Genomic DNA, 14558 nt, shown 5'->3' on the forward strand with positions numbered 1-14558 from the left:
ATCAGGCTTTCCAGCAAACCAGACAGTAATGTTTCTTACCGCGGCGCAACAGTGTGTAACGACCATATAAACGGTCTTCATCACTGAAGGTGTATTCCGCATTGCTTTGCTTTTCACCGTTTACGGAAACGGCGTTGGATGAAATCATCGTCCGCGCCTGCCCGCGTGACGGCACCAGCTCAGCACTGACCAGGGCCTGCTGAAGATCAGCCCCTTTTTCCAGCTCAATAGTCGGCATACCGTCCTGCGCCAGCTGCGAGAAGTCTTCCGCCGTCATGTCCTGCAACGCGCCGGAGAACAGGCTGTCCGTGATACGACGCGCCGCGGCCAGACCTTCTTCGCCATGCACCATCTGTGTCACCAGCTCGGCCAGTACGTACTGCGCGCGCGGCGCTTTGCCACTGTTGCGGTCTTCTTCTTCCAGCGCATCGATCTCTTCGATGCTGAGGAAAGTGAAGAATTTCAGGAAGCGATAGACATCCGCATCAGCGGTGTTGATCCAGAACTGGTAAAATTTGTACGGGCTGGTTTTGCTGGCATCCAGCCATACCGCGCCGCCTTCGGTTTTTCCGAATTTCGTGCCGTCCGCTTTCGTGATCAGCGGAACCGTCAGGCCAAAGACCTGTTTTTGATTCATACGACGCGTCAGGTCAATACCAGAAGTGATGTTGCCCCACTGATCGGAACCTCCGATTTGCAGCTCAACGCCGTGTGCGCGGTTCAGCGAAGTGAAGTCGTAACCCTGTAGCAGGTTGTAGGAGAATTCGGTGAAGGAAATACCGACGTCGTCGCGATTAAGACGCTGTTTTACCGCTTCTTTGTTGATCATCTGATTCACAGAGAAGTGTTTACCGATATCACGCAGGAACGTCAAAACGTTCATGGAGCCGAACCAGTCATAGTTGTTGGCGGCAATCGCGCTGTTTTCGCCACAGTCGAAGTCCAGGAACGGCGCAACCTGACGACGAATTTTTTCCACCCACTCATTCACAGTGTCTTCGGTGTTCAGCTTGCGTTCAGTCGCTTTGAAGCTCGGGTCGCCGATCAGCCCGGTCGCCCCGCCCACCAACGCCACCGGTTTGTGGCCCGCCATTTGGAAGCGTTTCAGGCAAAGCAGCGGAACCAGATGCCCCAAATGCAAGCTGTCGGCGGTCGGATCGAAACCGCAATACAGTGCAATCGGCCCTTGCGCCAGTCGCTCTGCTAACGCTTCCTCATCCGTTACCTGAGCCACGAGGCCCCGCTCTTGCAATTGTTTTACCAGGTTACTACTCGCCATTGAGAACTCCATTTTATAAAAAATCGTGTCGTTTCCCCGGCGTTGAACTGCCGGGCAACGTACTGGTGCCGTAATTCCAACCACGCGGGGACATAGGATAACCGTCGAATCTGATGCTATACGATACGCCGCCGGTCGCTGTGCGCGGCAGAAAACGCCATAGAATAAAGCGCGGTTAGCAGGAGCGCCAGAGGCATGTGCAGGTTTTCGTCCGTTATGGCGCGAGACGGTCTATTTGCCAGCCATTTTCCTGACGTTGATATAGAAAACGATCGTGCAGACGGTGCGTTCCGCCCTGCCAAAATTCCATGCTGTCGATATGCACGCGATATCCCCCCCAGAAACTGGGCAGAGGCACTTCGCCGTGTTGAAACTTCTGTTTCAATTCCAGGAATTTGCTTTCGAGAATGCCGCGCGCGGAGATACGGCTGGACTGCCTCGATACCCAGGCGCCAATCTGGCTATCTTTGGGGCGGCTGTTGAAGTACTTCAACACATCCAGCGTCGGCAGTTTTTCCGCTCGGCCGAGTGCCGCTACTTGGCGATCCAGCATCTGCCATGGGAAAAGCAGACTGATACGAGCGTTGTTAGCCAGCTGCTGCGCTTTGCGGCTACCGAGATTGGTATAAAACACCATCCCCTGACGGTCGAAATGTTTCAGCAGCACAATGCGTTGATAGGGTTGCCCCGTTTCATCGACCGTTGCGACGCACATCGCGGTGGGATCGCTCAACCGTGCGTCGCAGGCCTGTTTCAACCAACGCTCGAACATATCCAACGGATCTTCTGTCAGATCGCGGCGATGCAGCCCGCCTTGGGTATATTCGCGACGTAAATCCGCGATATCGACCTGCGCGGCGGCATCGGCCGCTATCGCTACCGTATTACGTGAGGGTTCATTTTCCGTTGTCATTGCGTCCTTCCATCACACAAACGGGTATCAAAGTACAATCATTCTGCGCCCGACAGGTGAAAATCTCAACGTTGATGACCCCCTATCCACCCGCTACTTCAGCACGCAATCATCCACGATAAGCTTGCCGTCCCGCTGGATTGCCGCCTGATTGCCGTTTCGAATAAAGGTATATTTATCATTGCCATACCGTATTCCTGACTCATCGGACACCTGTGTTAAGCGATGCCGTTCGCCATCGAGGAAGAACGCGATCTGTTCACGACCCTGAACCTGCGTTTGGGTCACGGTCAACGGCATCGTCCCACATTGATAGTGCATGACATTATCCTGAGCATGCCTAAAGTGGCTGCATCCGCTTAACAGCATTAGTGACATCCCCATCAGTAAAAGTTTGCTCATCTTGCGCTCCCATCGTGATTATTTAACCGGCAAGCAGTCTACCAACCGGTCGAATGGGATGAGCTCAGCAAAGTCCTATTCGTGGGACATGGCAGGATAGATCGCGCCCAGCACCGTTTCCCGGCATGCGCCGGTCACGGACGGCAAATTTCCGGGCAATCCCGACAGCGTGCGGTAGGCCAGCCAGGCAAAAGCCAAGGCTTCCATGTCATCCCCGCTAATGCCGAATGCATCGGTTGCGCTCACGACAGCGGTCGGCAATAAAGCCGCTAGCCGTTGCATCACGAGAGGGTTACGCGCCCCGCCACCGCATACCAGTAGACGTTCAGCCCCACCGGACTGGGTTATCTGCTGTGCAATGCTGATGGCGGTCAGCTCCGCGAGTGTTGCCTGTACATCGACGGGTTCAATTTCGGGAAATGTCGCCAACTGACGTTCGAGCCAATGCAAATTGAAATATTCTCGTCCCGTACTCTTGGGGGCTGGCAACAAGAAATAAGGGTCGCTCAGCATTTTTTGCAATAGCCCGTTATGCACGCTGCCGCCCAGCGCCCACGCGGCGTCTTTATCGTAAGGTAATGACTTATGCTTAAGAATCCAGGCGTCGAGCAGCATGTTGCCGGGACCAGTATCGAAACCGGTGACCGGTTGGCCCGGAAGCAGCAGGGAAAGATTGGCGATACCGCCGATGTTGAGGATAACCCGCCGCTCGGCGTCGCTGCTCAGCATCGCATGATGGAAAGCCGGGACTAAAGGCGCGCCCTGACCTCCCAACGCCATATCGCGCCGCCTAAAATCCCCCACTGTCGTAATGCCGGTGATGGCTGCAATCTGATTGTTATCACCGAGTTGAATCGTGCAAGGATCCAAACCCAAAGGCTCGTGCCATACCGTTTGCCCATGACAGCCGATAGCCGCAATATCGCGCGCCCGCAGAGAGGTCTGCATCAACAGCGCGTGAACCGCCTCGGCAAATAACCTGCCTAATTGAGTGTCTAGCTGCCCTACCGCTGACAATGTCACCGCCTGCCCCTGACACATACCCAGAATCGTTTTCTTCATCGTCTTCGGCATCGGATGGCAATAACTGGCCAGTTGAACTACATGCTTTTCGCCTATCTGAGCCAGCACGACATCGACGCCATCAAGGCTGGTGCCTGACATCACTCCTATATATCTACCTGAGTTCATGTGTTTNCCTGCGCCTATCGTTAACGCTAAGTGAGTCTTAAAATTAATCTAGGCTTGGAAAAATAGTCATCAATAAAAACAGGTTACCTTTTTTTGATGACATGAAATACAGTATTCCAGTACCGTCATCTCGGCAACACGCCCTGAATTTAACAAAAATGGCGATTAGAGGGAGTGCTGGCAGGAACTTTCTCACGTGTTTATCATCAATTTAATCGCAGAGTTTTAACTTTGTATTCAAAAGTGGAATGGCACCAAGAACAGACCATAATCTAAACACATACCTTTCGCCGGCACCCGGCTGTGCCAGCCCGACATAGTCATTAGGAGTTTTTTATGATGAAGCGTTTTATTGTCATTGCCATCGCAAGCGTCACCCTCGCTGGCTGCGCAAACACCAGCACGTTATCAGGCGATGTCTACAGCGCATCGGAAGCCAAGCAGGTTCAAACCGTGACTTACGGTACGGTCGTTTCCACGCGTCCGGTGCAGATTCAAGCCGGCGAGGATAACAACGTCATCGGCACCATAGGCGGCGCGTTGCTGGGTGGATTCCTCGGAAATACTATCGGAGGTGGCGCTGGACGTAGCCTGGCAACCGCGGCCGGCGCAGTCGCAGGTGGCGTGGCTGGGTCGAGCATTGAAGGCGCGGCTAACCGGACGCAAGGCGTTGAATTGGAAATACGCCGAGATGACGGCAGCACCATCATGGTGGTTCAGAAACAAGGCAACACCCGGTTTTACTCGGGTCAGCGCGTAGCAATGGCAAACAACGGTCGAACTCTGACGGTTTCCCCCCGTTAATCTGAAACAAACACAATCACCACCCATGAAGGTGGTGATTGTGTGCTTCAATTAATTGTTGATAAACCGTTCAGCCAACTCTCGTCAATAAACGATGGCACAAATAAATCGCTATTACTTATCCATTTTAGAAATGCATTTAATTAAGACTGGCTCTCATGTAATGAAAGTATATTTTTTTCCAATCGAGATATAATTACAGTTAATTTATTTACTTCTTCCGGCGTAATACCATCCAGTATTTCACTGCGCGTTTGTTGTATAACGTCATTCACCGCCACAATGATTGGGTCAGCCATTTCAGTCAAAAGAATACGCTTTGCGCGACGATCATGAGTACAAATATGTCTCGTGATCAGACCTTTATCTTCCAATTGGTCCAACGTGCGGACTAATGAAGGCTGCTCAATACCAATCGCTTTTGCTAGCTGTATTTGAGACTGTCCAGGCGGCAGTTCATGTATATTATGCAAAGTGACCCAATGTGTCTGGGTCAAATCCAAAGGCTTTAAACGTTGATCAATCAAAGCGCGCCAAACACGTACCAACCGAGCTAAATCAGATCCTAATGGCAATTCCATCACCTCTCCTTATAATTAGCAGACTAAGTTATATCCCTGGATTGCAACCATTTCTGATTTAATAGAAAAGAAAATAAGAAGTTAAAATTTGTTCTAAAAACGTAAGAGATCTTATCAAATAATAATTAATTAAAAATGATCTTACACTTAATTTTGGGCATTAAACATCACAACAAACATTAAAACAAGGGCGGTTGATCCGGCACAGTTGTTGTTAATAGTTGTTCTACTCTCTCGTACCGCTTCATTCTTTGCCGACATAGCCTCAAAACATTCTGTTTTTCAGCATCGCTCATACGTGCCCAGTTAAAACGTTCAGCTCGACTACGGAAACATCCGCGGCAAAACCCACGTTCATTAGCTTGGCAGATACCACGACAGGGATTGGGTACAGGGAAAAGTTCAAGCTGCTCTGCCACGGGACCTCCTCATCGGATCCCTTTATTGAACCGTTGTTCGCCACGGCAGGCAAGCGTTCATTGCGGATATCCGGAAAAATAGTTCAGATAATTGACTAACCGCAACCCAATTCTTAGCAGACCATAACAGGTCCGATAGTCTTCTGTCGATGAAAACCCTAAAATCACAAAAGCGAATTTTTGTTCATTAAACAAAGTTTTAACACATTGAAAAATAATGATTTGGACTGAAAGTTTTATGACCGCTATACTTTGCAGGCTATGTCCCGTAGTACACGGGAATGGTGACTGACAAAAGCCGAATGAGAGGACATTATGCGTTTACTTCATACCATGCTGCGTGTTGGCGATTTACAACGTTCCATTAACTTTTATACCCAGGTATTGGGCATGCGCCTGTTACGCACCAGCGAAAATACGGAATACCGCTATTCATTGGCTTTTGTGGGTTATACGGAAGAAAGCGAAGGCGCCGTGATTGAATTAACCTACAACTGGGGCGTCGATAGCTATGATTTGGGTTCGGCCTATGGTCACATCGCGCTGGGCGTGGATGACGTGGCTGCGACCTGCGACCGCATTCGCCAGGACGGCGGAAAGGTGACCCGCGAGGCAGGCCCGGTGAAAGGTGGAACCACCATTATCGCCTTCGTGGAAGATCCTGATGGTTATAAAATCGAGCTGATAGAGAATAAGCATGCCGGCCAGGGCCTGGGCAACTAATCTTCCCCACTGACGGGCGCGCGCTGCGTCCGTCGCCTCTGCATTACTGCATCCCCTTCAAAAATTTGCCATAATACGCACTGCATTTTTGCTAAAGAAAAGAGACTGATGGCTGAGAAAATTAATCTGAACGCACTGAGCGCCCGTTTTCGCGGGTTTTATCCTGTCGTGATCGACGTGGAAACCGCTGGATTCAATGCAAAAACGGATGCGCTGCTTGAGATTGCAGCCATCACGCTGAAAATGGATGACAACGGCTGGTTGCAGCAGGATCAGACACTACATTTCCATGTAGAACCATTCGAAGGCGCCAACCTGCAGCCTGAAGCGCTAGCCTTCAACGGCATCGATCCCAGCAATCCGCTGCGCGGCGCCGTCAAAGAGTACGATGCGCTGCACGAAATTTTCAAAATGGTGCGTAAAGGCATTAAAGATCAAGGCTGTAATCGCGCTATTGTCGTGGCGCACAACGCCACTTTCGATCACAGCTTTCTCATGGCCGCGGCCGAGCGTTGCAGCCTCAAACGCAACCCTTTCCATCCCTTCGCCACCTTCGATACCGCCGCGTTGAGTGGACTGGTGGTCGGCCAAACGGTGCTGGCCAAGGCCTGTATTACCGCCGGGATTCCTTTCGACTCCTCGCAGGCCCACTCCGCGCTTTACGATACGCAACGCACCACTCAGCTGTTTTGCGAACTGGTTAACCGCTGGAAAAAACTGGGCGGATGGCCACTAGCGCTGAATGAGTCCGAAGAAAATAATGCTATGGTGGTCGATCGCTAGACACGTTCAGGGCGGCCTAAGCCGCCCTGAACAGTACCGAACACGCGGTCAACTCACGCTTTGGTCAAAGCCCTTGGCTTACTCTTTATCCTGCTGCTGAGCATTGTATTTTTCAGCCGTTTGTTTGATAAGTTTTGGCAGCTCGCCACTCTGATACATTTCGATCACGATGTCGCAGCCCCCTACCAGTTCACCGTCAACCCACAGCTGCGGGAATGTCGGCCAATTGGCATATTTCGGCAATTCTGCGCGGATGTCCGGGTTCTGCAGGATATCGACATAAGCAAAACGCTCGCCACATGCCGACAACGCTTGAACGGCCTGAGCAGAAAAACCACAGCTCGGCAGTTTCGGGGAACCTTTCATATACAGCAGGATCGGGTTTTCAGCGATTTGACGCTGGATTTTTTCAATTGTCGTTGTCGTCATTCTATTGCTTCCTTAAAGCACGTGATGGCTAGTGATAAGCCACTAGCCATAGCATCAGTACAGGGTATACGCTCACCCAACTACTCTGACATATTTTAACGATAGCGATAACCACAAAAAACGACATCTTTTGTAGGGTTATCGCCAGATGGTTTTTAGAGACAATAACCGGTTATATCAACAACAAAAATTAGCATTCATTCAGTGAAAAAATCACGTATTAACGATTTTTCACTATTCTGTACTCATTAACTGTGTTTTAGCACTTTGTAATTATGTTGATTTGAGGAATACTGTGGAAATCGGACGAATAAGAACCACCATCGGTCACACTATAATGCGTTTACTTGCTACTTTTTTCGTACTATTTTTTAGCCACTTGGTTATCAGTCAGGCGATATCTGCCCCCCAAGCTCCGACGTTAATCTCTCGTAAATCCCCCGTCGATCCCTCAGATGCTGTCGATACGAAGAAAAACAAAGAAACCAAAAACGCGAAAAAGTCTGCCCCCTCCCCACAAGACAAGAAAAAAATCCGCAATATCGCCCCGAAGTCCAAGGCAGCCGGTGATGGCGATAACGACAAAAAAACCAAGCGCAACATAAAACACACGCAGACCGTAGCCCACACCTCTTCACATAAAGACGCCCCCACCCGTCAGCCCACGCCCAAGACCGTCAAACGGTTATCCCGTGGTCAATCCACGCTGACGCTAGCGAAAAAAACACCAAAACGAGGTCACGCTGCTCGGATGGATGAAGAAAAATCGACCGCCGCGCGTGTTACTCGTAATAGAAAAGAGGATGTCGACGAACCCCGCGGCCTGACACTAAGCGCGGCGCACAAGCTCCGCTCACAACGCGCTAAAGTCACCGCGCTCAACAAATTGATGAGTCAAATTGGCAAACCCTACCACTGGGGCGGCTCATCGCCGTACACCGGTTTCGATTGTAGTGGGCTGGTCTATTACGCCTACAAAGATATTGTGAAAATACCTATTCCCCGTACCGCCAATGAAATGTTTCATTTGCGCGATGCCGCGCCTATCAAGAAAAACGAGTTGGAAAGCGGCGATCTGGTCTTCTTCCGCATCAACCATCGTGGTACGGCTGACCATGTAGGCGTTTATGTTGGAAACGGACGATTTATTCAGTCGCCTCGTGCAGGTTCAGATATCAAAATAAGCAAACTCAACGAAGACTATTGGCAGGAACATTATATTGGCGCCCGCCGGGTGGTCATGCCGCAGACGGTGAGATAACTCTCGGCAATCATTTAAATGAACACAACAACGAAATAGAAAAAGGGACCGAAGCCCCTTTTTACACTATGCCCACGAGAATGATTTTCGTGAGCGCAAACCTCGGCAAAATGGCTTAAGCGCCAAATACCGCAGTAAAACTGAAGGCGATAATCACCGCCAATGCCGCGACAGTCGTCAACAGCGACATTTTTAGATTGGTATCCATTACTCTCTCCTTAATTTTAAGCACAACCCTCGGGGTCGCCAGCCGTGTCAGTATAGGGGAACGGAGTGCTATCAGCACCCAAATGATGAATATAATGTTATGAGAACGTGACCCTTCTGTTTTATCACAGTAATAACGTCCTTTTATCGTTGCAGGAGTAGAATTAACGCTTTCACTTTTCGCCCGGATCGGACAGAATTACCGGTTTACTGCTGTACGAACTCCGTTGGTCGAGCATCATTTCCTATCTTCAGGTATATCCGTCGACACCCCTCCTTCTGAAATGCATCCATCTTCAGAAAGAGACGAATTCGCGCAGGCAAACGATTAACAAGTTACTTACTGCTGCAGGAAGTAGGTTTAGGAGTCATTTAGATGGCAACGATTAAAGATGTGGCAAAACGTGCTGGCGTTTCAACCACAACCGTATCCCACGTCATTAATAAGACCAGATTCGTCGCCGAAGAAACCAAAGCCGCCGTTCACGCTGCCATTGACGAACTGCATTATTCTCCGAGCGCTGTCGCGCGCAGCCTGAAAGTCAATAACACCAAGTCTATCGGACTGCTGGCGACCTCCAGCGAGGCGCCCTATTTCGCCGAAATTATCGAATCCGTCGAAAACAGCTGCTATGCCAAAGGCTATACGCTGATTCTTTGCAACTCTCACAACGATCTGGACAAACAGCGGGCTTATCTCGCCATGCTGGCGCAAAAGCGTGTAGACGGACTGCTGGTCATGTGCGCGGAATACCCGCCTGAACTTCTGACGATGTTGGAAGGCTATCGCCATATTCCTATGGTCGTCATGGACTGGGGACAGGCACACAGCGACTTCACCGATACCGTCGTCGATAATGCTTTCGAAGGTGGATATCTTGCCGCGCAGTACCTCATTGAACGCGGCCACCGCGATATCGGGGTGATCCCAGGGTTGCAGGAGCGTAACACCGGTAGCGGACGTTATCTGGGCTTCAGAAAAGCGCTCGACGAAGCTGGCATTGATATCCGTGATGAGTGGATCGTACAAGGCGACTTCGAGCCGGAATCCGGCTACAAAGCCATGCATCAGATATTGGCGCAGAAAAGCCGCCCGACCGCCGTGTTCTGCGGCGGCGATATTATGGCAATGGGCGCCCTCTGCGCGGCTGATGAACTTGGGCTGCGCGTACCGCAGGATATCTCCATCATCGGCTACGATAATGTTCGTCATTCACGCTATTTCACCCCGGCGCTGACCACGATACATCAGCCGAAAGAACGGTTGGGGCAATCCGCGTTCGCCATGCTGTTGGACCGAATCACCAGTAAGCGTGAAACGTCCCAGGTAATCGAGGTACATCCTCGACTGATCGAGCGTCGATCCGTGGCTGACGGCCCTTTCCGCGATTATCGCCGTTAGTTATTACATCTATTTCGATTGAAATAATTACCCCCGCCTTTTCCCCTGCTTCAGCCATTTAAAGCTTGTACCGTGGTTGAAGCAGTCATAAACTTGTCACTGTCTTCTAAGACAATAACCTACGAATAAGACATACTGAGCAGTTTGCTATCCTGTCGATATAACGTGTTGCCTACTTTGGCTTTTGTGGCATGGATAGATGCCTTTCGTACCGGCTTTTCTCTTAATTTCCCCCAGTCCCTTTTTCGGGGGATAGACGATGGATCACGTCCACCGACACCTTCTGCAGGTAATTTTGTCTAAGCTGTTTCTTGCGATGATCGCTGACAGCAAGATAGGGAGAGGTTATGAGTTCATCTTATGTGGAGGAACTGGACATCCATAACACGTCCTGGTTCCAAATTGTGAAAGAAATGTTGTCTTCGGCGGACATCGCCATTAATGGCGCGCGTCCGTTCGATATACAGGTAAAAAATCCTGACCTCTATAAACGCGTGTTGCGAGAAGGCTCTCTTGGTTTGGGAGAGAGTTACATGGACGGTTGGTGGGAATGTGAAAGACTCGATATCTTCTTCCACCGCGTACTCCGGGCCGGACTTGATAACAAGCTGCCCAAACATGTTAGCGATATCGCCCGCGTTCTCATCGCCCGCCTCACCAACCTACAGTCCAAAAAACGAGCCTGGATTGTCGGAAAAGAGCATTACGATCTCGGCAATGACCTTTTCTCACTCATGCTTGACCCTTACATGCAGTATTCCTGCGGCTATTGGAAGGACGCCGAGACGCTGGAGCAGGCGCAGGAAAACAAGCTGCGCATGATCTGTGAAAAACTGCAATTGCAACGCGGCATGACTTTATTGGATATCGGCTGTGGCTGGGGGGGATTATCTGAATATGCAGCCAGGTACTATGGGGTTTCCGTCACCGGCGTGACAATTTCGCGGGAACAGCAGAGACTGGCGCAGGAGCGGTGTCGGGATCTGGACGTCACCATCCTGCTTGAAGATTATCGTGATTTAGACCGCCAGTTTGACCGCATCGTTTCCGTCGGCATGTTTGAACACGTCGGCCCCAAAAATTACGATACCTATTTCCGCGTCGTTCGCAAAAATCTGAAGCCTAAGGGATTGTTCCTACTACACACCATCGGCGCGAACAAAACCGATCTGTCCGTTGACCCGTGGATTGACCGCTATATTTTCCCTAACGGCTGTCTGCCGTCCGCGCAACATATCGCACACGCCAGCGAGCCTTACATGATAATGGAAGATTGGCACAATTTCGGCGCCGACTACGACCGCACGCTGATGGCCTGGCATGAGCGGTTCCAGCAGCATTGGCCGGCGTTGGCCAGCGCCTATTCCGCTCGTTTCCAGCGTATGTTCAGCTATTACCTGAACGCCTGCGCGGGGGCTTTCCGGGCCAGGAATATTCAGCTGTGGCAGGTATTATTCAGCACCCATGGCGTGGAAGGGGGAATTCGCGTGCCACGTTGACAGTACAGGCTGGCGGAGTCCATCGGTTTCGCCAGCCTGCAACCGCGGTCAGGCCTGAGCAGGCGTAGGAACCACGGACAGCGAAAGGTTCTGATTCGCCAGGACGCGTTCGACGGTGTCGACAATCGCCTGAGTCTGCGGATCGATTTCGATGTTGATGTGCTCGCCCAGTCGTTTTTTACCCAGCGTGGTACGCTGCAACGTCTCGGGGATCAGATGCACGCAGAAGCGGCTTTTCGTCACTTCCCCCACCGTCAAGCTGATCCCATCGATACCGACAAATCCTTTGTGCAAGATGTACTTCATCTGCGTTTCGTCTGCCGGGCGGAACCAGATCTGATGGTTGTTTTCCGAGGTCAGAATCTTCACGATCTCCGCCGTACACATGATATGGCCAGACATCACATGCCCCCCGACGTCATCACCGAATTTGGCGGCGCGCTCGACGTTAACCCAAGAGCCGACCTGCAAATCCGCCAGATTGGTTAAACGCAACGTCTCTTTCATAATATCGAAACTAACATGGTCGCCATCGATTTTCGTCACGGTTAAACAGCACCCGTTGTTGGCGATAGACGCACCTATCTGCAACCCCGGCAGCAGCGCTTGGGGCAGTTGCAGAACGTGAGTGCGGAAGTTGTTTTTTTCATTAATAGACACCACCGGCGCGGTGCCCTGAACAATACCAGTGAACATGGATTCTGCCTCTTTACAAATCAAACTCGTCTGTTGAATATCGCTGGCTTGAAATCGCCAACAAAAACGCTACCGTCAGTTTGCACGATATCGAGTGATGTGGGTAGTTAGCCTGAAAGATTTAACTGCTGAAATCACCGAGTGTAAATAGACAACTTATTGGTAATAGTGCGTTAACGCATTACAATGTGCCACTTTTTCCCAAAAAATAGGATGATGGCGTCATCTAGTGTGACGAACTGTCGATCTTCATAAAGGTGTTCGCGTGCAAAAGTATCTAACGGAAGCGCGTCAGCTGTTGGCGCTAGCGATCCCCGTCATCATTGCCCAGGTTTCACAAACGTCCATGGGTGTCGTTGATACCATCATGGCCGGCTCCTACAGCGCTACCGATATGGCGGCGGTGGCAGTCGGAACGTCGATTTGGTTGCCAGTCATCCTGTTCGGCCACGGCCTGCTAATGGCGTTGACGCCGGTCGTGGCCCAGCTCAATGGTTCAGGCCGGCGTGAACGCATTGCGCATCAGCGGCAGCAGGCTTTTCTGCTGGCCGCCATGATCTCGGTCGTCACCATGCTCGTGCTTTATCAAGGCGACAAGGTAATTCAGCTGATGCATAACGACTCGCCGGAGCTGGCGGACAAAGCCGTCGGCTATCTGCGCGCGCTGCTTTGGGGCGTTCCCGGCTATCTGTTTTTCCAGGTGCTGCGCGGCCAGTGCGAAGGGTTGTCCAAAACCCAACCTGGGATGATCGTCGGTTTCATCGGCCTGCTGGTCAACATTCCTATCAACTACGTGTTTATTCACGGAAAGCTGGGCATGCCCGAATTGGGTGGGGTTGGCTGTGGCGTCGCCACCGCCTCGGTGTACTGGATAATGCTGTTGTTGCTGGCGGGCTATCTGCACCGGGCGCGCTGGATACAAAGTATTAACAGCCACGCCACGCCTTTGCGGCCCGACTGGCCCGTCATCAAACGGCTATTCAGCCTCGGGTTGCCGCTCGCGCTGGCGATGCTGTTTGAAGTCAGCCTGTTTGCGGTGGTCGCCTTGCTGGTCCTGCCGCTCGGCGTTGTCGATGTAGCCGGTCACCAGATCGCGCTTAACTTCAGTTCACTGATGTTCGTACTGCCGATGTCGCTGGGCGTCGCCGCCACCATCCGAGTAGGACACCGACTTGGGGAAGGTTCGGTGGCCGATGCCCGCATTGCCGCACGCACCAGTCTTTTTTGCGGCGTCGCGCTGGCGTGCTGCACGGCGATTTTCACCGTAGTACTGCGTGAACCCATCGCTTTGCTTTACAACGACAATCCACTGGTCGTGGCGATGGCGTCGCATCTGATGCTGCTCGCCGCCATCTATCAGGTGTCCGATGCCATTCAGGTTATTGGCAGCGGCGTGTTGCGCGGCTATAAAGATACCCGCGCCATCTTCTTTATCACTTTCACGGCCTATTGGGTGCTCGGCCTGCCCTCCGGCTACCTGCTGGCGCTGACGGATAAATGGGTTGCGCCGATGGGCCCGGCGGGATTCTGGTGCGGGTTCATCATTGGCCTGACCGCCTCCGCCATCATGATGGGCTTGCGTATTCGCTGGGTGCAAAACCAGCCGGCGGCGGTCACGCTGGCGCGTTCGGAGCATTAACTTACTGAAATGATGAAAAAAACACCGAACTGGATATAAGCTCGTCAATCGAACCGGCAAGGCGGCAATTTGGTTTATTTGCCCCTTGCCAGCCGCCGTTCAGGTCGTTAATATCCGTCCCCGTTGTCGCACTGACAGCAGCACTTCAGGAATGCGTTCTTAGCTCAGTTGGTTAGAGCACCACCTTGACATGGTGGGGGTCGATGGTTCGAGTCCATTAGAACGCACCATTCCTATTCCGCTTTACCGATAGGTCTTCGTTTTTCCGACTTGTAGAACCCCTTTTGCGACTGAAGGCTTTCAGTCGACAACCTGATGATTCTCAACAGA

At 51.6% G+C, this 14558-nt stretch carries 16 protein-coding genes and 1 tRNA gene; 8 read left to right on the forward strand and 9 right to left on the reverse strand.

Going from position 1 to position 14558, the window contains the following annotated elements:
• Position 1: 1 nt before the first annotated feature.
• The 4 genes from tyrS to anmK form a co-directional block, all read right to left on the reverse strand.
• The gene (gene tyrS, locus RZ35_RS06865; protein WP_026742637.1) at positions 2–1279 is read right to left on the reverse strand and encodes a tyrosine--tRNA ligase; all 1278 of its coding nucleotides are present in this window, start codon (positions 1277–1279) and stop codon (positions 2–4) included.
• A 214-nt stretch (positions 1280–1493) separates the two neighbouring features.
• A complete protein-coding gene (gene pdxH / locus RZ35_RS06870; protein WP_051625494.1) occupies positions 1494–2192 on the reverse strand; it encodes a pyridoxamine 5'-phosphate oxidase in 699 nt (232 codons plus the stop codon).
• Positions 2193–2285: 93 nt separating this feature from the next.
• Positions 2286–2594 carry an MliC family protein gene (locus tag RZ35_RS06875; protein WP_026742639.1) on the reverse strand — a complete coding sequence of 103 codons (309 nt, stop codon included), beginning with the start codon at positions 2592–2594 and terminating at the stop codon, positions 2286–2288.
• Positions 2595–2669: 75 nt separating this feature from the next.
• Positions 2670–3785, reverse strand: a complete 1116-nt coding sequence (gene anmK, locus RZ35_RS06880; RefSeq protein WP_026742640.1) for an anhydro-N-acetylmuramic acid kinase — start codon at positions 3783–3785, stop codon at positions 2670–2672.
• A 336-nt stretch (positions 3786–4121) separates the two neighbouring features.
• On the opposite strand from anmK, the gene RZ35_RS06885 reads away from it, so the two are divergent.
• On the forward strand, positions 4122–4589 hold the full coding sequence (locus RZ35_RS06885) for an outer membrane lipoprotein (protein WP_026742641.1): 468 nt from the start codon (positions 4122–4124) through the stop codon (positions 4587–4589).
• 143 nt (positions 4590–4732) lie between these two features.
• Here the strand turns inward: RZ35_RS06885 and slyA are convergent, their stop codons facing one another.
• Positions 4733–5170, reverse strand: a complete 438-nt coding sequence (gene slyA, locus RZ35_RS06890; RefSeq protein WP_026740287.1) for a transcriptional regulator SlyA — start codon at positions 5168–5170, stop codon at positions 4733–4735.
• A gap of 179 nt (positions 5171–5349) precedes the next feature.
• Complete coding sequence (locus RZ35_RS17260) at positions 5350–5589, reverse strand: DUF1289 domain-containing protein (RefSeq protein ID WP_071999764.1); 240 nt, start codon at positions 5587–5589, stop codon at positions 5350–5352.
• Positions 5590–5904: 315 nt separating this feature from the next.
• Here RZ35_RS17260 and gloA point away from each other — a divergent pair, with 315 nt between their 5' ends.
• On the forward strand, positions 5905–6312 hold the full coding sequence (gene gloA / locus RZ35_RS06895) for a lactoylglutathione lyase (protein ID WP_026742642.1): 408 nt from the start codon (positions 5905–5907) through the stop codon (positions 6310–6312).
• 108 nt (positions 6313–6420) lie between these two features.
• Positions 6421–7095: a ribonuclease T gene (gene rnt, locus RZ35_RS06900; RefSeq protein WP_026742643.1), complete on the forward strand. Its 675-nt coding sequence runs from the start codon at positions 6421–6423 to the stop codon at positions 7093–7095.
• A gap of 78 nt (positions 7096–7173) precedes the next feature.
• On the opposite strand, the gene RZ35_RS06905 is transcribed toward rnt, so the two are convergent.
• Positions 7174–7524 (reverse strand): Grx4 family monothiol glutaredoxin, encoded by a 351-nt coding sequence (locus tag RZ35_RS06905; RefSeq protein ID WP_026742644.1) that lies wholly within the window; start codon positions 7522–7524, stop codon positions 7174–7176.
• Positions 7525–7861: 337 nt separating this feature from the next.
• On the opposite strand from RZ35_RS06905, the gene RZ35_RS06910 reads away from it, so the two are divergent.
• A complete protein-coding gene (locus tag RZ35_RS06910; RefSeq protein WP_026742645.1) occupies positions 7862–8785 on the forward strand; it encodes a C40 family peptidase in 924 nt (307 codons plus the stop codon).
• A gap of 115 nt (positions 8786–8900) precedes the next feature.
• On the opposite strand, the gene cydH is transcribed toward RZ35_RS06910, so the two are convergent.
• Complete coding sequence (gene cydH, locus RZ35_RS17810) at positions 8901–8993, reverse strand: cytochrome bd-I oxidase subunit CydH (protein WP_099017386.1); 93 nt, start codon at positions 8991–8993, stop codon at positions 8901–8903.
• A 375-nt stretch (positions 8994–9368) separates the two neighbouring features.
• Between cydH and purR the strand changes: the two genes are divergently transcribed.
• Together purR and cfa are read left to right on the forward strand one after the other, a co-directional pair.
• A complete protein-coding gene (purR, locus tag RZ35_RS06915; protein ID WP_026742646.1) occupies positions 9369–10394 on the forward strand; it encodes an HTH-type transcriptional repressor PurR in 1026 nt (341 codons plus the stop codon).
• Positions 10395–10741: 347 nt separating this feature from the next.
• The gene (gene cfa, locus RZ35_RS06920; protein ID WP_026742647.1) at positions 10742–11893 is read left to right on the forward strand and encodes a cyclopropane fatty acyl phospholipid synthase; all 1152 of its coding nucleotides are present in this window, start codon (positions 10742–10744) and stop codon (positions 11891–11893) included.
• Between the two features lie 48 nt (positions 11894–11941).
• Here the strand turns inward: cfa and RZ35_RS06925 are convergent, their stop codons facing one another.
• Positions 11942–12589: a riboflavin synthase gene (locus tag RZ35_RS06925; protein WP_026742648.1), complete on the reverse strand. Its 648-nt coding sequence runs from the start codon at positions 12587–12589 to the stop codon at positions 11942–11944.
• Between the two features lie 265 nt (positions 12590–12854).
• On the opposite strand from RZ35_RS06925, the gene RZ35_RS06930 reads away from it, so the two are divergent.
• Positions 12855–14228, forward strand: a complete 1374-nt coding sequence (locus RZ35_RS06930; protein WP_026742649.1) for an MATE family efflux transporter — start codon at positions 12855–12857, stop codon at positions 14226–14228.
• Between the two features lie 153 nt (positions 14229–14381).
• Positions 14382–14458, forward strand: a tRNA-Val gene (locus RZ35_RS06935).
• Positions 14459–14558 lie beyond the last annotated feature (100 nt).

This window comes from Lonsdalea quercina subsp. quercina, assembly GCF_000688655.1.
GTDB lineage: Bacteria > Pseudomonadota > Gammaproteobacteria > Enterobacterales > Enterobacteriaceae > Lonsdalea > Lonsdalea quercina.